This is a genomic window from Halomonas sp., from assembly GCF_033549285.1.
Lineage (GTDB): Bacteria > Pseudomonadota > Gammaproteobacteria > Pseudomonadales > Halomonadaceae > Halomonas.
Window position 1 is genome coordinate 1 of sequence record NZ_JAWSUJ010000090.1, and the last position, 17,962, is coordinate 17,962.

Consider the following 17,962-nt stretch of genomic DNA (forward strand, 5'->3'; position numbering starts at 1 on the left):
GCCGGCCAAGCCGGCCAATGCCGAAAAGTCCGCCAAGCCGGCCAATGCCGATAAGCCGGCCAATGCCGATAAGTCGTCGGCCTCATCCGGCAAGGCCGCCGGCAGCGGTGGCCCGGCCGCTTCGGCGGGGGGCGGTGCGGGTGCTGCCACGTCCGGGCGCTCCGGTGGTGATGGCGGCAAGGGCGGCGGCAAGGCCGGTGTCCTCGCCCTGGTGCTGGTGATCCTGCTCGCCATCGGCGTGGTGCTGTTCGGCTGGCAGGCCTGGCAGAAGCTCGATGCCCAGCAGCAGCGCCTGGCCTCGCTGCCCGGCGATGTGGCCAGCCAGTCGGACCTCGGCGACCTGCAGGGGCGGCTCGAGAGCGCGGAGAGCGAGCGTGACGCGGCCCTCGACTCGGCCCTCTCCGACCTGCGCGGCCAGTTTGCCGACTATCGCGGCAGCGTCGACGAGACCCTGGACAAGGTGCTCGACGAGCTCTCCCGCGAGCAGGACACCGACGAGCGCGACTGGCTGCATGCCGAGGCCGCCTACCTGCTGCGCCTGGCCAACCAGCGCCTGCAGCTGGAGCGCGATGTCGAGGGCGCCGCCGCCCTGCTGCGCACCGCCGACGAGCGGCTGCGCGAGGCCGACAACCCGGCCCTGGTGCCGGTGCGCCGCGAGATCGCCTCCGAGCTGGCTGCGCTGGACTCGGTGCCGCGGGTCGACCGTACCGGGCTCTACCTGGCGCTCAACGCCCAGCAGGAGCAGCTCGCCGGCCAGCCGCTGGCCCAGGAGATCGAGGAGATCACCGCCGACGCCGCCGCCCTCGAGGAGGCCCCCACGGGGGGCTGGCAGGAGCAGCTGGCGCGCTTCGGCGGCGAGCTCAAGGAGCTGGTCACCGTGCGCCAGCACGACCAGGCCCTGGAGGCGCTGATCTCGCCGGAGCAGGAGTCCTACCTGCGCCAGAGCGTGCGCCTGGTGCTCGAGCAGTCCCAGCTGGCGCTGCTCAAGGAGGAGCAGGCGCTCTATGAGGCCAGCCTCGACAAGGCCCTGACGCTGATCCGCGGCTACTACGATACCCAGGCCAGCGGCGTCCAGTCGGTGATCGAGCGCCTCGAGGAGCTCAAGCAGCAGAGCATCCGCCCGGAACTTCCCGATATCAGCGGCTCCCAGCAGGCGCTGGCGACCTTCATCGAGCGGCGCTTCGAGGGTCGTGACGACGGCCAGGGAGATGACGCATGAGAAAGCTGATCCTGATCGTGGTCCTGGGCCTGGCGCTCGGGGCGCTGTTCGGCCAGCTGATGATGTCGGTGCCGGGCTACTGGCTGGTGCGGGTGGGCGACACCTCCGTCCAGACCTCCTTCTGGTTCGGCCTGGTCCTGCTGCTGGCCGCCTTCATCGTGCTGCACTTTGCCCTGCGGCTGCTGATGCGCCTGACGCGCCCGGTGAGCCGCTTCAAGGTGTGGAACAGCCGCGCCCGCAACCGTACCGCCATGAAGCGCACCGTGCGCGGCCTGGTGGCGCTGGCCGAGGGCCGCTGGAAGAAGGCCGAGAAGTCGCTGGTCAAGGCGGCCGACGACTCCAGCACGCCGCTGGTCAACTACCTCTCGGCGGCCCTGGCGGCCCACTACCAGGGGCGCTACGAGCAGGCCGACACCCTGCTCAAGCGAGCCCACCTGAGCACCGAGGGGGCCGACACCGCGGTGGGCATGATGCAGGCCCAGCTGATGCTGGACCGCCAGCAGTACGAGGAGGCGCTGGCGATCCTCACCCGCCTGGATCGCCACCTGCCCAACCACCCCCAGGTGCTCAAGCAGCTCAAGCAGGCCTACCTCAGCGTCAGTGACTGGGATGGCCTGCGCCGCCTGATGCCCCGGCTGGGCGCCCAGCAGCTGATCTCACGGGAGGAGCGCGAGCAGCTCGAGCTGCGCGCCTACCGCGAGCTGATCGGCCAGGAGGCGCGCAATCCCGGCGGCATCGAGCGGGTGCGCAACCTCTGGGCCGACATGCCCGACCACCTACGCACCAACACCGACCTGATCGTGCTCTATGCCGAGGCGCTGGTGCGGGGCAAGGAGGAGGGCATCGCCGAGCGGCTGCTGCGCCACTCGCTCAAGGAGCACTGGGACAGCCGCCTGGTGCTGCGCTATGGCCTGCTCGACGTGGATGCTCCCCGGCAGCTGGTGGTGGCCGAGAAGTGGCTGCAGGAGCGGCCCAACGACCCCGACCTGCTGCTGACCCTGGGGCGCCTGTCGCTGCGCAACGCCTACTGGGGCAAGGCCCAGGAGTACTTCGAGGCGAGCCAGCGCCAGCGGCCCAGCGGGGTGGCCTGTGCCGAGCTGGCGCGGCTCTATGCCAACCTGGGCGAGCACCAGAAGAGCCAGCTCTTCTACCGGCAGAGCGTCGAACTGCTCGACAAGTCGCTGCCCTCCCTGCCCCAGCCGAGCGAGGAGCCGCAAGAGGAGAAGACGAGCAAGACGGCCTGAACGGTCGGCCGGCGGGCCGGCCAGTGATCCACTCTCCATGGGGCGCCTTCGGGCGCCCCTTCTGCTGCCTGGCCGTCCGGTATCCAGGTATTAGACCTTTTTGTATACCCTGATGGTGTCCCGGGTGTTGTCCGATCGGTCAGGAATTGCCTACCCTAGTCGGCGACAGACCTTCCACCACGACCCACAACAACAACGGGACCCGCCATGGAACAGACAACGACCGCTGCCGCCACGCCCGCCGCCGCCCCGGGTGGGCGCTGGATCGAGCGCTATTTTCGTGTACGCGACCGCGGCACCTCGCTGCGCACCGAGGTGCTCGCGGGCATCGCCACCTTCCTGGCCTCGATGTACATCATCGTCGTCAACCCGGCGATCCTCTCGGATGCCGGCATCCCCTTCTCCGCGGCCCTCTCCGCCACCGTGCTGATCAGCTTCATGAGCAGCCTGGCCATGGGGCTCTATGCGCGCAACCCCATCCTGGTGGCCCCCGGCATGGGCATGAACGCGCTCTTCACCTACACCCTGGTGCTGGGTGCCGGCCTCTCCTGGGAGGTGGCCCTGGGCTGCGTCTTCTGGTCCGGCGTGCTGTTCGCGGTGCTGGCGATGTTCAACGTCCGCCAGGCGATCATCGAGGCGATCCCCGCCTCGCTGCGCTACGCCATCACCTGCGGCATCGGGCTCTTCATCACCTTCATCGGCCTGAAGAACGCCGGCTTCATCGTCGGCAGCGAGGCCACCCTGGTCACCCTGGGTAACTTCGACGCGAGCCTGGTGACCTTCTTCATCGGGTTGATGGCCACCGCCATCATGGTGGTGCTGCGCTTCAACGGCGCGCTGATCCTCGGCATCGCCCTGACCACCCTGCTCTCCGCCCCCATGGGCCGCCTGTGGGGCGAGGAGGTCATGGTGGAGTGGAGCGGCCTGGCCGCCTGGCCCGACTTCAGCGCGGTGATGCAGGTGGACATCTGGGGGGCGCTGAAGGTGGCCTACCTGCCGTTCATCTTCGTGATGCTCTTCACCAACTTCTTCGATGCCCTCTCCTGCTTCATGGCGCTCTCCGAGTCGGCGGACCTCAAGGACAAGGACGGCAACCCACGCAACCTCAAGCGCTCCATGACCGTGGATGCCTTCGCCTCGATGATCGCCGCGCCGCTCGGCACCAGCGCGGCCCAGACCTTCATCGAGTCCGGCGCCGGGGTCGCCCAGGGCGGGCGTACCGGCCTGGTGGCGGTGACCATCGCGCTGCTCTTCCTGCCCTTCCTGTTCCTCTCGCCGCTGCTCTCGCTGGTGCCGGGCATCGCCACGGCCCCGGCCCTGGTGCTGGTGGGGCTGTTCATGCTGGCGCCGGTGGCGAAGATCGACTGGGAACGTGCCGAGGAAGCCTTCCCGGCCTTCCTGGCGATCATCCTGATGCCGCTCACCTACTCGATCACCCTGGGGATCGCCTTCGGCTTCCTCTCCTTCGTGCTGATCAAGCTCTTCACCGGGCGCCTGGAGGCAATCCGCCCGGCCATGTGGGTCTCGGCGGCGCTCAGCGTGCTGATGCTGGTGACCACCCACTGAAGCCATCGCTTCTGTCCCCCGAAACGCCAGCGGGGCTGCCGAAAGGCAGCCCCGCGGTGCGTTCGGATGGGAGAGGGGTCAGGGCTCGTCGACATCGTCTCCCGAGGGATTGCGATGGTCGGGGTCGGCGATCTCCTGGACGCCGTGGCGGGTATCGTCGCCGTGGGCAGCCTCGGAGGGGCGGCGGCGTGCCGTGGACTCCAGCACCCGCACGTTGGCGGCCGGTGAACGGCCCTCCTTGTCCTCGCCGAAGTAGAGCGTGGTGTGCGGGAAGGGAATCTCGATGCCGGCCTCGTCGAAGCGCAGCTTGACCAGGCGGTTGTAGGCGCGGCCCACGGCCCACTGGTCGCCGGGCGTGGTCTTGATGACCACCCGGATGTTCACCGAGCTGTCGGCAAGGGCCACGACGCCGGCCACGGTGAGCGGCTCCAGCAGCTTGTGGCCATGCTCCTCGCTGGCCTGGAGGTCCTCGAAGGCCAGCTTGAGCTGCTCGATGGCCTCGTCGATGCTCTCGCGGTAGGCGATGCCGTACTCGCCGACATGGTTGCCGAACTCGCGCATGTAGTTGGAGACGGTGTCCACGCTGGAGAAGGGCACGATATGGTAGGTGCCGGAGAGGTCACGGATGCCCACCGAGCGGATGCTGAGCTTCTCGGCGGTACCGGTGATGCCGCCCACCGTGACCACGTCGCCGGTGTTCATGGCGTTCTCCACCTGGATGAAGATGCCGGTGATGATGTCCTGCACCAGCTTCTGGGCGCCAAAGCCGATGGCCAGGCCCAGCACGCCGGCACCGGCGATCAGCGGGCCGATGTTGATACCGATCTCGGCCAGCACGATCATCGCGGTCATGGTGATCAGGGCGATGGCCAGGGCGTTGCGGAACAGGGCCAGCAGGGTCTGGGCCCGGGCCGAGGGCACGCCGCCGCCGGTCTCCGGGTTGAGCTTGTGCTCGATCAGGCTGGCCAGCCCCAGCCAGACGGCCACGGCGATCACCAGGATCACCGACACGCTGATCACCTTGCCGACCAGGCCACGGCCGGCCTCGGAGGCGTACCAGGCCGCCAGGTCGAAGGCGCCCCAGGCGTTCAGCACCACCAGGATCACCGTGATCAGGATCAGGGTACGGATCACCCGCAGGGCATTGGGCACGTAGCTGTTGAGCCGCGGCTCGAGCAGCGGCAGCTTGCGGCGCAGGTCGTCGTTCAAGCGGATGCGCCGGCCGATGGTCTGGGTCAGCAGGCTCGAGACCAGCAGGCCCACCACCACCGCGGCGATGGTCTTGAGGGTGGCGAAGAGCACGAAGGGCAGGGCGTCCGCCGGCCGCGTCAGCACCAGCACCAGCACCATCACGAAGTAGGCCAGGGCGAACAGGTGCCAGGTGCGGGCGAACAGCTGCAGCGAGACCCGGCTGGCCGCCATGGTGGCGTTGTCGGCCTTGTGGTTGAGGGCGTCGCGCAGGCGAACCCGGTTGCGCAGCACCACGGCGACCGCATAGATGAAGGCGCCGATCATGACCAGGGTGCCGATGCTCTGGCCAAGGGTCGGCGACAGGTAGACGTTGACCAGCGGCACTACCACCATCAGGCCATAGCCCACCAGACCGATCAGGCGGGCGATCCAGCGGTTCCAGTAGGAGGCGTCCTCGGCCCCCACCGGCAGCAGGCGCAGCCCCTCGTAGCGCGACGAGAAGAGCATGCGCACGGCCGCCTTGAGCAGCTCGATCACCAGGAAGGCGTTGAGGAACAGCGAGGCACGGGTGGAGAGCTCGCCGGTCTCGCCCACCGCGAAGGTGGCGACCAGGTTGCCCCCCACGTAGGCCAGGGCCACCACCGCCACGTCGATCACGGCCGCCAGGGCCACGCAGAGCACCAGTCGCAGCACCGGGGTCATCCCCTGGCCATTGAGCGACCACTGGCTGATGCGCGTGAACAGCGGCCGGGCGAGGCGACGGATGGCCACGAACAGCACGAAGGTCGCCAGTATCACCAGGCCCAGGTTGATGGCGGCGCTGGTGAAGGCGGCCATGTCGAAGCTGCTGGTCGCGTCGGCACTGCCGGTGAACAGGCCGCCGAGCACCTCCACCAGGCTGGTGAACTGGCTACCGACATCACCGACGATGCGGCTGGTGGCCTCGGCCAGCTGCCTGGGCAGCGAGGGCTCGGCGCCGGCGGCGCTCTCCTCGGCGGCACTCTCGGAGGAGGCGACGTCCCCCGCCATGCCGCGCAGCTGGTCGATCAGCTCCTGGCGGGTCTCCTCGTTCTCGAGCAGGTCGGCCAGCGTGGAGTAGGCCGGTGGCTCGCTGCCGGCATCGGCCTGCTGGGCCTGGGCCGGGGCGGCGAATGCCACCAGGGCAATCAGCAGCCAGCCGAGGATGGCAGGAAGGGCTCGCATTGGGTTCACGCTGTGACCTCCGTCTCTTGGCGTGTTGGCGATGTGGCTCAGGGTTGCGATCGTTTATCAGCATGATACGGACTTTCTCCCGGGGTCACGACCCGGACGCTGTCATCGCATGTTCATGTACATGAGTTGTACATCATGGCAATTCTGTGCCAGGATTGCACCCAGCAGCGACCCGAGGGTCACTGCCCCCTGCAAGGCAAGCATGCGATACTCTTGGCCACCCTCATGGGTGGCTTTTTTTTGGCGCTTCGTCGCCAGCGTCCCGGGACCTTTCTCGCAACGCCTGGAGAGTGGATGAGTATCGACCCGCTGGTGCTGCTGGCCGTGGCCGGTGGCGGGGGGCTGGGCGGCATGGCGCGCCTGGCGGTAGGTAACCTCGTGGCCCGTTACCTGGGGGCCGGCCTTCCCTGGGGAACCCTGGTGGTCAACCTGAGCGGCTCCCTGCTGATGGGGCTTGCGGCCGGGGGGCTGGGCCTGCCCGGCTCCGAGGCGGGGCCGGGCTGGTCGCTGCTGGCCATCGGCCTGCTGGGGGGCTACACCACCGTCTCCTCCTTCAGCCTGCAGACCCTGACGCTCTGGCAGCAGCGGCGTGAGGCCGCGGCCCTGGGCTATGTCGCCCTGACCCTGGGCGTGGGGGGCGCGGCCCTGCTGGCCGGGGTCTGGCTGGCGGGGGGGCTGCCATGATCGCCTGGCGCGCCTATGCTGCCCTGGGGCTGGGCAGTGCCCTGGGGTCCACGCTGCGCTATCTTGTTGCGCTAGCACTGGTGGGGCCCGCCTTTCCCTGGGCCACCCTGGCGGTGAACGGCCTCGGTTCCTGGCTGATTGCCGGCTTCGCCGCCTACGCCGCCCGCCGTACCCACGGTCGGGTGGCGCGCTGGCAGCCCTTCCTGGTGGGGGGCTTCTGCGGCGGCTTCACCACCTTCTCGCTCTTTGGCCTGGAGAGCCTGCATTTGATGCAACAGGACCGCCAGTTGGCGGCCCTGGGCTACATGGCGGTCAGCCTCGTGGTGTGGCTGGGCGCCGCCTGGGCGGGGTATCGTGCCGGGCAGCGGCTGGCGCTCGCCCGGGGCTGATGCCCCTCACCCCTTGGACTTGCCCTTCCTGCTCCCCTTGGGCGCCGGTTCGTCGCCGCCGCGGGGGAAGTGTCCGCGCACCAGCGCCAGCAGCCCCTGGGTGGAGGCATCGAAGTCCTGGCTATGGGCGTCGATGCGTTCGCTGATCTCCCCGGCGATGCGCTTGCCCAGCTGCACCCCCCACTGGTCGAAGGAGTTGATGTTCCAGATCACCCCCTGGACGAACACCTTGTGCTCGTAGAGCGCGATCAGCGCGCCGAGGTTCCGGGGCGTCAGCTCGTCGAGCAGCAGCACGCTGGAGGGGCGGTTGCCCGGGCAGCTGTAGGGGTCGAGGCGGCTGCCGCTTTCCTCTCCCCTCTTGAGGCTGCCCTCCATGAAGGCATTGGCCTGGGCCAGCATGTTGGTGAGCAGCGCGAAGTGGTGCTCCTCCATGCCCGGCTCGGGCTTGAGCGAGGCGATGAAGTCGATGGGCACGTAGCGGGTGCCCTGGTGGAGCAGCTGGAAGAAGGCGTGCTGGCCGTTGGAGCCGGTCTGGCCCCAGACGATGGGCCCGGTCTTGTAGTCCACCGGATGGCCGAAGATGTCCACCGACTTGCCGTTGGACTCCATGTCGAGCTGCTGCAGGAAGGCCGGCAGCTGATGCAGCGCCTGGTCGTAGGGCACGATGGCCTGGGTCTCGGCGCCCTGGAAGTTGATGTGCCAGATGCCGATCAGCGCCATCAGCACCGGCATGTTCTCGGCGAAGGGCGCGGCGAGGAAGTGCTGGTCCATCTCGTAGGCCCCCTCGAGCAGCTCCATGAAGCCGTCGAAGCCGATGGAGAGCGCGATGGGCAACCCGATGGAGGACCACATCGAGTAGCGCCCGCCGACCCAGGCCCAGAACTCGAAGACGTTCTCCTCGCGGATGCCGAATTCCATGGCCGCCGCCTTGTTGGTGGAGGCGGCGATGAAGTGCGCCCCCACGTCGGCCTCCGGCCCGGCATTGTCCAGGAACCAGCGGCGCGCGGTATGGGCGTTGAGCAGGGTCTCCTGGGTGGAGAAGGTCTTGGTGGAGACGATGAACAGGGTGGTGGCCGGGTCGAGGCGGCTGAGCACCTTCTGGATGTGGGCGCCGTCGACGTTGGAGACGAAGTGGAAGCCGAGCCCCGGATGGCGGTGCTTGAGCAGTGCCCGGCAGGCCATGTTGGGGCCCAGGTCCGAGCCGCCGATGCCGATGTTGACCACGTCGGTGATGCGCTGGCCATCGAAGCCCGTCCACTCGCCGCTGCGCACCGCCTCGGAGAAGGCGCGGATCTGCTCGCGGGTGCGCTGGATCTCCGGCATCACGTCCTTTCCGTCGACCTTGAGCGGCCCCTCGCCGAGGTTGCGCAGGGCCGTATGGAGGACCGGGCGGTCCTCGGTGACGTTGATGATGTCGCCGGAGAACATCTGGGCGCGGCGCTGGACCAGCGCCGAGTGCTCGGCGAGCTCGATCAGCGTGGCCAGCACCGCGTCGGAAACGGGCTGCTTGGAGTAGTCGAGGAAGAGCCCGCCGACGCGCAGGCTCATCTTGTCGAAGCGCTGGGGGTCGGCGGCGAAGTAGTCGCGGATGCGATCAAAGGCGGTCTGCTGCTGCAGGCCCTTCAGGGCCTGCCAGGTGACGCTGCGGGTGAGCTGGAACATGGGGAACCTCTGCGTGTTGTCGGGAGGCGCGCTTTCGCGGCGTGGCTCAGGCCCTGGCCTCGACGGCCACCGCCTGGCTGCCCCGCTTGATCGCCGCATAGCCCAGGCCAGTCACCAGCGAGCCGATGATGATGGCGGCGAGATAGAGCAGTACCGGATTGATGGCGTTGGGGATCAGCAGCACGAAGATGCCGCCGTGGGGGGCCATCAGCTTGGCACCGACCAGCATGGAGAGCGCCCCGGTGATCGCCCCGCCCACCATGCACACCGGGATGACCCGCAGCGGGTCCTTGGCGGCGAAGGGAATGGCGCCCTCGCTGATGAAGCAGAAGCCCAGCACGAAGGAGGCCTTGCCCGCCTCGCGCTCCGGTTCGGAGAACTTGTGGCGTGCCACGAAGCTGGCGATGCCCATGCCGATGGCCGGCACCATGCCCGCGGCCATGATCGCCGCCATGGGGCCATAGGTCTCGGAGGCCAGCAGCCCCACGCCGAAGGTGTAGGCGGCCTTGTTGACCGGCCCGCCCAGGTCGAAGCACATCATGGCGCCGAGCAGGATGCCGAGCAGCACGGCATTGGCCGAGCCCATGTTCTCGAGGAAGGTGGTGAGCGCGGAGAGGATGGCCGCCACCGGCTCGCCGACGACGTAGATCATGGTCAGGCCGGTGACCAGGCTGGCGATCAGCGGGATGATCAGGATTGGCTTGAGGGACTCGACGCTCGACGGCAGCTTGACGTGGCGGGTCACGGCCAGCGCCACGTAGCCGGCCAGGAAACCCGCCAGGATGCCGCCGATGAAGCCGGCGCCGATCTCCGAGGCCAGCATGCCGCCGATCATCCCCGGAGCGATGCCGGGACGGTCGGCGATGGAGTAGGCGATATAGCCGGCCAGTACCGGGACCATCAGCGCGAAGGCGGTGCCGCCGCCGATCTGCATCAGCGCCGCCGCCAGGGTGCCCTCCTCCTGGAAGGCCTCGATGCCGAACACGAAGGAGAGCGCGATCAGCAGGCCCCCGGCCACCACCATGGGCAGCATGAAGGAGACCCCGGTGAGCAGGTGCTGGTAGACGCCCTTCTCCCTGCTGCCCTTCTTCGCCTCACCCTGGCCCGACGACGCGGCGCCGCCCGCCTGCTCCACCTCGGCCTCCTTGAGGGCCGCCTCGATAGTCGGCTTCGGCTTCTTCAGCGCGTTGCCGGTGGAGGTACGGTAGACGGGCTTGCCGGCGAAGCGGGCCGCATCGACCTCGATGTCACAGGCCAGGATCACCAGGTCGGCCGCGGCGATCTCCTCCTCGGTGAGCTGGTCCTGGGCGCCCACCGATCCCTGGGTCTCCACGCGGATCTCGTGGCCCAGTGACCGGCCCGCCTCGGCCAGCGCCTCGGCGGCCATGAAGGTATGGGCCACGCCGGTGGGGCAGGCGGTCACCGCGACGATCTTTCGGGCGCCGTCGCGTCGGGCGTCAGCTGCCTGCGGGGCGGGCTCCTGCGCCGAGGGCTGGAAGTCGCTGGCCTTGCGGCTGGCCCGCTCGAGGAAGGCACGCGGGTCGGGCAGGGCCTGGTCGATGGCGGCACGGTACAGTCGCTTGCCGGCGAACCGCTCCGGGGCCGGCACGTGATCGGCGGCGACCACCACCAGGTCGGCCTCGGCAATCTGCTCGACGGTGACCGGCGTGAGCGGCTCGAGCTCGCCGTGCATCTCGACCCGGGCCTGCCAGCCGAGGCGGCTGGCCGCCTGCTCGAGGCGACGGGCGGCGAGGAAGGTGGTGGCCATGCCGCTGGGGCAGGCGGTGATGATGATGGCGTTCATGCGAGAGCTCCCCCTGCATCGACGTCGTTGAGACGGCGAACGCGGGTCTGTTGTTGGAGTTGCGGGAAATCCGGGGCACGGGGGTCGCCCACGCCCACATGACGGACGGATTCGGCGGACAGCGCCGTGGCCAGGCGCAGCACCTGCTCGGGCGGATGCCCCGAGAGCACGCCGTGCAGCATGGCGGCGACCAGGGTGTCGCCGGCCCCTACGGTGCTGGCGACGTCGAGGCGCGGCGGCAGGGCCTGCCAGGCGCCGCGCCGGCTGACCCAGAGCACGCCCTCCGGGCCGGCGGAGATCAGCGCCTCCTCGACCCCGTGGGCGTAGAGCCTGAGCGCCGCCCTGAGCCGGGCACCGGCGCTGGTCAGCGGCATGCCGGCCCAGGCGGCCAGCTCCTGCTCGTTGGGCTTGACCGCCGAGGGGCGTGCCTCGATGGCCGCCGCCAGGGCCTCGCCGCTGGTGTCGACCCACACCGGCAGGTCGGCCGCGCGCAGGCGGGCGACCAGATCGGCGAGGTCATTGGGCGAGATGCCGGGCGGCAGGCTGCCGGCGATCACCACCGCCTCGGGACGCCGCCGGGGATCGGCGGCGCGGGCCTCGAGCCAGTCGAGCAGCCGCTGCCAGGCCTCGCCATCGATGGCCGCCCCGGGCCCGTTGATGTCGGTGACCCGGCCGTCGGCCTCGGCGAGCTTGGCGTTGATGCGGGTCTCGCCCGGCACCCGGATGAAGGCGTCCTCCACCGCCAGGGCCTCGAAGGCGCGCAGGAAGGGGCCGTCGTTGTCGGCACCCAGGAAGCCCGAGACGCTGACCTCGTGGCCGAGCTCGACCAGTACCCGGGCCACGTTGACGCCCTTGCCGGCGGCGGCGAGGTGCGTCTCGCGGGTGCGATTGACCTCGCCCGGCACCAGGCTTTCGAGGCTCACCGAGAGGTCCAGGGCGGGGTTGAGGGTGAGGGTCAGGATCCTGGCCATCAGCGCACCTCCAGGGCGTCGCGAACCGCCTCGCTGGTGGCCTGGGCCAGGGCCAGCCCGGCCTGGCGGCGGGCCTCCTCGAGGTCGACCTCGGCGAGCCGCGCCTTGACCAGGGGCACCTGGCGGGCGCTCACCGACAGCTCGTCGACGCCGAGTCCCACCAGCACCGGCACGGCGACGGCGTCACTGGCGAGCTCCCCGCAGACCCCCACCCACTTGCCGTGAGCATGGGCGGCCGACACGGTCATCTCGATCAGCTTGAGCACCGCCGGGTGCAGGCCATCGGCCTGGGCGGAGAGCTCCGGGTGGCCGCGGTCGATGGCCAGGGTGTACTGGGTCAGGTCGTTGGTCCCCACCGAGAAGAAGTCCACCTCGGCGGCCAGGGTCGGCGCCAGCAGGGCACAGGAGGGCACCTCGATCATCACCCCGAGCTGGACGTCGGTGGTCCGCTCGGCCTCGGGAATCTCCTCGATCAGGCGGTCGAGGATCGCCTTGGCGGCGCGGAACTCGCCGACGTCCTTGACCATCGGCAGCATGATGCGCAGCGGCTTGCCTTTGCCCGCGGGGCCCGCCGCAGGATCGCCTGCTGCAGGATCGCCTGCCGCCGGAACGCCGGCCGCCGCCATCAGCATGGCGCGGAACTGGGTCTCGAGCACCTTGGGCCTGGTGAGTGCCAGGCGGATGCCGCGCAGGCCGAGGAAGGGGTTGTCCTCCTTCGGCACCGGCCAGTAGGGCAGCGGCTTGTCACCGCCGACGTCCAGGGTGCGCGCCACCAGCGGTCGGCCGTCCAGGGCGTCCAGCGCCTCGCGGTACTCGGCGATCTGGGTCTCGAGGTCCGGCTCCTGGGCATGGGCCATGAACAGGAACTCGGTGCGCAGCAGGCCGACGCCCTCGGCGCCGCGTTCCACGGCATCGGCCGCATGGGCGGTGTTGCCCAGGTTGGCAGCCACCTCGACGCGATGGCCGTCGCGGGTGCGCGCCTCCTGGAAACGCGCCTCCCAGGCCTCGGCCTCGCGGCGCCGACGCTCGGCCAGGCGCCGCTCGGCGGCCTCGCGGCGTTCGGCGGAGGGAGACGGGATGACCCGGCCGCGCTCGCCATCGAGGATCAGCTCGCTGCCATCCTCCAGGGTCAGCACCCGACTGCCGCCCCCCACCACGGCGGGAATGCCCAGCGCCCGGGCCAGGATCGCGCTGTGGGAGGTGGCCCCGCCGCGGGCGGTGAGCAGCCCGCGCACCCGGGAGGTGTCGAGGCGCGCCACGTCCGAGGGCCCGACGTCGTCGGTGACCAGGATATAGGGGTGGGCCGGCGGTTCGGGGAGCTCGACCCGGCAGAGGATGCCCAGTACGCGACGGCCCACATCGCGCAGGTCGGCGGCGCGCTCGGCGAGCAGCCGGTCGGCGAGCATCTCCTGGGCGCGGGCGGCGGTCTCGATGGCGTCCCACCAGGCGGCCTCGGCGGAGCTGCCCTCCTGGAGCTGTTCCCGGGCGGCCTCGAGCAGTTCGGGATCCCCCAGCATCTCCTCGTGCATGGAGAGGATCTGTGCCACCTCGCCGCCGCGGGCCTCGCGCACCAGGGCCTCGAGCTGCTCGCTGCCCTCGCGGATCGCCTGCTCCAGGCGACGGGCCTCGGCGGCGGGATCCTCGGCGCGCTGGGGATAGTCGAAGTGCGGCGTGCGCAGCACGAAGACCGGCGCGATGGCCAGCCCCGGCGAGGCGGCCACGGCCGGGTGGGGACGGTCGGCCGGCAGCGGCTCCGGGGCCGGCTCGTCCACCACCGCCGCCGTCTGCTCGCGGCTCTCGTCGAAGGGCAGCACCTGCTCGCCGAGCCCCTCGGCCACGGCGTTGCAGACCGCCTCCAGGGCGGCCTCGGCCCCCTCCCCCTCGGCGGAGAAGACGAGCCGCTGCCCGCGACGCGCGCCCAGGTTGATCACCCTGGTCAGGCTGCTGGCCGAGACCGCATCGAAGCCGCCATCGGCCAGGCGCACGCGGATCGCCAGGCCCTGGGCGCGGGCCACCTGCACCAGCTGCTTGGCCGGCCGGGCATGCAGGCCGTGGGCATTGAGCACCCGGGCCTGGCGGGTGCGGGCCGCGGCGGATTCGCCGGCCAGCCGCGCCAGCAGCGTCTCGGCATCGAGGCCGTGCAGCTCGCCTGCGCTGCCGGTCTCCAGCAGGGCGAGGATGCGCTCCAGCAGCCCGCGATGCGCATCACCCTGGGCGGCCAGGCAGAAGACGCCGGTGACTGGCTCACCCGCCTCCTCCAGGCGCGTATCGGCGGTCGCCAGCGACAGCGCCGGCACCTCGACGCCACGCTCGCTGCTGACCAGCCAGAGCCCCTGGCCGAGCCCCTGGGGCGCGCGTTCGGCGACGCTGGCCACGAAGTCGCTGCCCACACAGCCGGCCTGGCGCAGGCGCGCCGCCCCGGCCAGCGCCAGCTCCTGGCGATCCCGGGCGGGAAAGCCCAGGCAGAGGGTGTCGGCATCCAGGCGCGCCTCGACCACTGCTTTCGACAGCAAGCCGGCGATCTCGCCGCGTGAGTCGGCGGCGGCCAGGCGCTCGGCGACACCCTCGCGGTCCAGCACATGGGTCAGCTGGCGCAGGATGTCCAGGTGCTCGTCGCTCTCGGCGGCGATGGTCACCAGCACATGCACGCGGTTCCCGTCGTGCCACTCGACCCCGGCCGGGAACTGCAGCACGCGCACGCCGGTCCGGCGCACGTGCCGGCGGCTGTCGGGGGTGCCATGGGGAATGGCGATGGCATTGCCCAGGAAGGTCGAGGACTGCGCCTCGCGGTCGAGCAGGCCGTCGCGGTAACCGCGCTCGACCAGGCCCGCCTCGTGCAGGGCCTCGGCGGCCTGGTCCAGCGCCATGCGCCAATCGTCGGCCCGGCGGTCGAGCAGGATATCGTCCTGGCGGAGGGTCAACATGGGTCTCTCCTGTTCGCTCGGGTGACGGATGGCGGTCGCCTCTCGCTCAGCCGCTCGGAGAATCGCTGGATTCGCTGGCTGAATCGTGTCACCTGTGATGTCATTCATGCTGAATCGATTCATACTGGTTGGCAAGGCCGACACGCTACGACTTTGGCAGGGGGTGCAGTCCACCGCCGGTGACGTAGCATCACCCCCACTTGTTACCGAGGATGCCCATGACACTCGCCGAAATCGCTCGCCTGGCCGGGGTCTCCCGCACCACGGCCAGCTATGTCATCAACGGCAAGGCCCGGGAGCGGCGCATCAGCCAGGAGACCGTCGACCGGGTGATGGCCGTGGTTCAGCAGCACGACTACCGGGTCGACGCCCAGGCCGCCGCGCTGCGACGGGGGGCGAGCCGCCTGCTGGGGCTGATCATCCCCGACCTGGAGAACGCCAGCTATGCGCGCCTGGCCAAGCGACTCGAGCGCGGCGCCCGGGAGGCGGGCTACCGGCTGCTCATCGTCGGCTCCGACGACGACCCGGAGAGCGAGCGCGAGCTGGCCCTGGCGCTGCGCGCCCAGCGCTGCGAGGTGCTGATCACCGCCAGCTGCCTGCCCATGGAGGACCCCTTCTATGCCGAGCTGATGGCGGCCGGCCTGCCGGTGGTGGCCGTGGACCGCGGCCTCGACCCGCGCCACTTTGCAAGCGTGGTCAGCAACGACCGGGAGGCCGCCGAGCGGCTGACCCGCTCGGTGCTCGATGACGGGGTGACGCGCATCGCCTGGCTGGATGCGGTCCCGGCCCTGTCGATAAGCCGGGAGCGCCGCGCCGGCTTCCAGCAGGCCCTCGCCGACCATCCGTCGCTGGAGGTGGTCACCTGCGGCGCCCGGCGCTACGACCGCGTCGAGGGGGCCCGGCTGATGCGCGAGCTGCTCGATGGCCACGGCATGCCCGATGCCCTCATCACCGCCTCCTACACCCTGCTCGACGGAGTCTTTGACGTGCTGCTGGAGGATGGTGGCCTGCCGCCGGCGCTGCGCCTGGCCACCTTCGGCGACAGCCGACTGCTGGACTTCCTGCCCCTGCCGGTCAACTCGGCGGTCCAGGACCACGACCGCATCGCCACCCTGACCCTGGCGTGTGCCCTCGCCGCCTCACGGGGCGACTACCGGCCGGGCCTGCAGGTAGTCGAGCGTCACCTGCGCTGGCGTCTTCCCGGGCGCACCGCCGCCCGGGCCTGAGGCGTTACTCGGCCGGCGCCCAGGCCTCCAGCCCCGTCAGGGTCAGGGCCAGGCAGCGATGCAGGGCCCCCAGGGCGAGGGCCGCCTCGTCCAGGCGCCCTTCCCGGCCCAGGCGCTCCAGCCGCGTGGCCAGCCCAGCCACCTTCACCGCGCCGAGGCTCGAGGCCTCCCCCTTGAGCTGATGGGCGAGGTACTCGACCCGTCGTGGCGCCCCCTCCGCCACGGCCTGCTCCAGGCCGGCGAGGTGCTCTGCCGACTGCTGCCGGAAGAGGGTGATCAGGGCAACCAGCCCCTGCCCACCCAGGCTCTCGCCCAGTGCCGAAAGGGTGGCGGGCTCCAGCGGCCGGTCGGCGACCCCCTCCCCCGCCGTAGCGGCGGGACGCACGATGTCGAGGGAGGGCCCCGCCTGGTGCAGGTGCCGCTGCAATGTCGCCATCAGGGCATCCTGGAACAGCGGCTTGGTGAGGTAGCCGTTCATGCCGGCCGCCAGGCAGCGGGCCTGGTCCCCGCCCGGCCCGCCGGCGGTCATGGCCACCACCGGCACCTCGGCCGACCAGCCGCCGCGGGCACGCAGCCGGCGCGTGGCCTCGAGCCCGTCCATGCCCGGCAGCTGCACGTCCATGAAGATCAGGTCGAAGCGCTCCCGCCCCGCCAGGCAGAGCGCCGCGTCCGCCGAGTCGGCCACGCTGACCCGACAGCCCAGCCGTTCGAGCATGGCGCGGGCAACCTGCTGGTTAACCGGGTTGTCCTCGACCACCAGCAGCCTGGCATCGGCCACGCGTTGCTCGGGAACCGCCGCCACCGAGGCCTGCGCTTCTCCGCCGCCGTCCGCCGCGCTCAGTGGCAGCACGAACCAGAAGCGGCTGCCCTGGCCCAACTCGCTCTCGAGCCCGATGCGCCCGCCCTGGGCCTCCACCAGCCGCTTGCTGATGGCCAGCCCCAGGCCGGTGCCGCCGAAGCGTCGGGCGGTGGAGGGGTCGCCCTGCTGGAAGGGCTCGAACAGCTGTTCCTGACGGCGAGGGGCGATGCCGCCGCCCGTGTCGAGGACCTCGAACAGCACCCGCCCCTCTCCCTCGTCACGTACCCGCAGGCGAACCTCCCCCTGCTCGGTGAACTTGATGGCGTTGGAGAGCAGGTTGAGCAGCACCTGGCGCAAGCGGCCGGCATCTCCCAGAAGGTAGGGCGGCAGCCCGGGATCCAGTTCGCAGGCCAGGCGGATGCCCCGGGCCTCGGCCCGGGGCGCGAACAGCGAGATGGCGCCGTCGACCAGCTCGCCGAGGTCAAAGGGGCGCGCCTCGAGTTCCAGGCGCTGGGCCTCGATCTTGGAGAAGTCCAGGATGTCGTTGATCAGCTCGAGCAGCAGTCGGGCACTGTCATGGATGGTGTCGGCGTAGTGACGCGCCCGGTCGGGAAGCGGCTGGTCCTGCAGCAGGTCACTCATGCCGATGACGCCATTGAGCGGGGTGCGGATCTCGTGGCTGACGGTGGCCAGGAACTCCGACTTGGCCCGGCTGGCCGACTCGGCCTCTCGGGCGGTGACCTCCAGTTCGCGGCTCAGCGCCTCCAGGTCCCGCCGGGCGGCGGCATTGTCGCGGGCCTCGTGAAACAGGAAGGCGACCACCAGCGAACCCGCCAGGCTCATGGCCAGGATCAGCAGCAGCAGCACGTGGTGGCGCAGCAGGCCCTCGAACAGGTTGACGGCCACGCCCTGCTGCTGGCCTTGCAGGTAGCCGAAATAGAACAGGGCCGTCAGCCCCAGAAAGGCGGCCAGGACCCAGCCCAGCCCCCGTGCAAAGCGACGAACCCCTTTACGCACGAGGTGGGGCAGCGGTTGCACCAGCAGCACCGCCCCATAACCGGCCAGCACGCT

General features: G+C 70.5%; 12 protein-coding genes. 6 read left to right on the forward strand and 6 right to left on the reverse strand.

Features of this window, described 5'->3' with window-relative positions; all coding sequences use genetic code 11:
• The 3 genes from SCI24_RS16710 to SCI24_RS16720 form a co-directional block, all read left to right on the forward strand.
• On the forward strand, positions 1–1,219 hold a 1,219-nt coding region (locus SCI24_RS16710), incomplete at its 5' end, for a uroporphyrinogen-III C-methyltransferase (protein WP_318726456.1).
• Positions 1,216–2,463: a heme biosynthesis HemY N-terminal domain-containing protein gene (locus tag SCI24_RS16715; protein ID WP_318726457.1), complete on the forward strand. Its 1,248-nt coding sequence runs from the start codon at positions 1,216–1,218 to the stop codon at positions 2,461–2,463. The genes SCI24_RS16710 and SCI24_RS16715, both read left to right, overlap by 4 nt.
• Before the next feature lie 207 nt (positions 2,464–2,670).
• Entirely contained in the window at positions 2,671–4,029 is a 1,359-nt protein-coding gene (locus SCI24_RS16720) for an NCS2 family permease (protein ID WP_318726458.1), read from the forward strand.
• Positions 4,030–4,107: 78 nt separating this feature from the next.
• Here SCI24_RS16720 and ybiO read toward each other — a convergent pair whose 3' ends face one another.
• Positions 4,108–6,432: a mechanosensitive channel protein gene (ybiO, locus tag SCI24_RS16725; protein WP_318726459.1), complete on the reverse strand. Its 2,325-nt coding sequence runs from the start codon at positions 6,430–6,432 to the stop codon at positions 4,108–4,110.
• 294 nt (positions 6,433–6,726) lie between these two features.
• Between ybiO and SCI24_RS16730 the strand changes: the two genes are divergently transcribed.
• Both SCI24_RS16730 and SCI24_RS16735 read left to right on the forward strand, forming a co-directional pair.
• Entirely contained in the window at positions 6,727–7,116 is a 390-nt protein-coding gene (locus tag SCI24_RS16730) for a CrcB family protein (protein ID WP_318726460.1), read from the forward strand.
• On the forward strand, positions 7,113–7,505 hold the full coding sequence (locus tag SCI24_RS16735; RefSeq protein ID WP_318726461.1) for a CrcB family protein: 393 nt from the start codon (positions 7,113–7,115) through the stop codon (positions 7,503–7,505). Before SCI24_RS16730 ends, SCI24_RS16735 begins: the two co-directional genes overlap by 4 nt.
• A 6-nt stretch (positions 7,506–7,511) precedes the next feature.
• On the opposite strand, the gene pgi is transcribed toward SCI24_RS16735, so the two are convergent.
• The 4 genes from pgi to ptsP are packed head-to-tail and all read right to left on the reverse strand — an operon-like array spanning position 7,512 to position 14,866.
• The gene (pgi, locus tag SCI24_RS16740; RefSeq protein ID WP_318726462.1) at positions 7,512–9,167 is read right to left on the reverse strand and encodes a glucose-6-phosphate isomerase; all 1,656 of its coding nucleotides are present in this window, start codon (positions 9,165–9,167) and stop codon (positions 7,512–7,514) included.
• Positions 9,168–9,213: 46 nt separating this feature from the next.
• Positions 9,214–10,971 carry a PTS fructose-like transporter subunit IIB gene (locus SCI24_RS16745; protein WP_318726463.1) on the reverse strand — a complete coding sequence of 586 codons (1,758 nt, stop codon included), beginning with the start codon at positions 10,969–10,971 and terminating at the stop codon, positions 9,214–9,216.
• A complete protein-coding gene (gene pfkB / locus SCI24_RS16750) occupies positions 10,968–11,942 on the reverse strand; it encodes a 1-phosphofructokinase (RefSeq protein ID WP_318726464.1) in 975 nt (324 codons plus the stop codon). Before pfkB ends, SCI24_RS16745 begins: the two co-directional genes overlap by 4 nt.
• The gene (ptsP, locus tag SCI24_RS16755) at positions 11,942–14,866 is read right to left on the reverse strand and encodes a phosphoenolpyruvate--protein phosphotransferase (RefSeq protein WP_318726465.1); all 2,925 of its coding nucleotides are present in this window, start codon (positions 14,864–14,866) and stop codon (positions 11,942–11,944) included. Before ptsP ends, pfkB begins: the two co-directional genes overlap by 1 nt.
• Before the next feature lie 218 nt (positions 14,867–15,084).
• On the opposite strand from ptsP, the gene cra reads away from it, so the two are divergent.
• Positions 15,085–16,092, forward strand: a complete 1,008-nt coding sequence (gene cra / locus SCI24_RS16760) for a catabolite repressor/activator (RefSeq protein ID WP_318726466.1) — start codon at positions 15,085–15,087, stop codon at positions 16,090–16,092.
• A gap of 4 nt (positions 16,093–16,096) precedes the next feature.
• On the opposite strand, the gene SCI24_RS16765 is transcribed toward cra, so the two are convergent.
• Positions 16,097–17,962, reverse strand: a 1,866-nt coding sequence (locus SCI24_RS16765; protein ID WP_318726467.1) for an ATP-binding protein, incomplete at its 5' end; no start/stop codon positions are given.

Bases quoted from the DNA above. Each gene is read 5' to 3' on its own strand.
- SCI24_RS16715 (WP_318726457.1), top strand. From the start codon at position 1,216: ATGAGAAAGCTGATCCTGATCGTGGTCCTGGGCCTGGCGCTCGGGGCG.
- SCI24_RS16720 (WP_318726458.1), top strand. From the start codon at position 2,671: ATGGAACAGACAACGACCGCTGCCGCCACGCCCGCCGCCGCCCCGGGT.
- SCI24_RS16730 (WP_318726460.1), top strand. From the start codon at position 6,727: ATGAGTATCGACCCGCTGGTGCTGCTGGCCGTGGCCGGTGGCGGGGGG.
- SCI24_RS16735 (WP_318726461.1), top strand. From the start codon at position 7,113: ATGATCGCCTGGCGCGCCTATGCTGCCCTGGGGCTGGGCAGTGCCCTG.
- pgi (WP_318726462.1), bottom strand. From the start codon at position 9,167: ATGTTCCAGCTCACCCGCAGCGTCACCTGGCAGGCCCTGAAGGGCCTG.
- SCI24_RS16745 (WP_318726463.1), bottom strand. From the start codon at position 10,971: ATGAACGCCATCATCATCACCGCCTGCCCCAGCGGCATGGCCACCACC.
- pfkB (WP_318726464.1), bottom strand. From the start codon at position 11,942: ATGGCCAGGATCCTGACCCTCACCCTCAACCCCGCCCTGGACCTCTCG.
- ptsP (WP_318726465.1), bottom strand. From the start codon at position 14,866: ATGTTGACCCTCCGCCAGGACGATATCCTGCTCGACCGCCGGGCCGAC.
- cra (WP_318726466.1), top strand. From the start codon at position 15,085: ATGACACTCGCCGAAATCGCTCGCCTGGCCGGGGTCTCCCGCACCACG.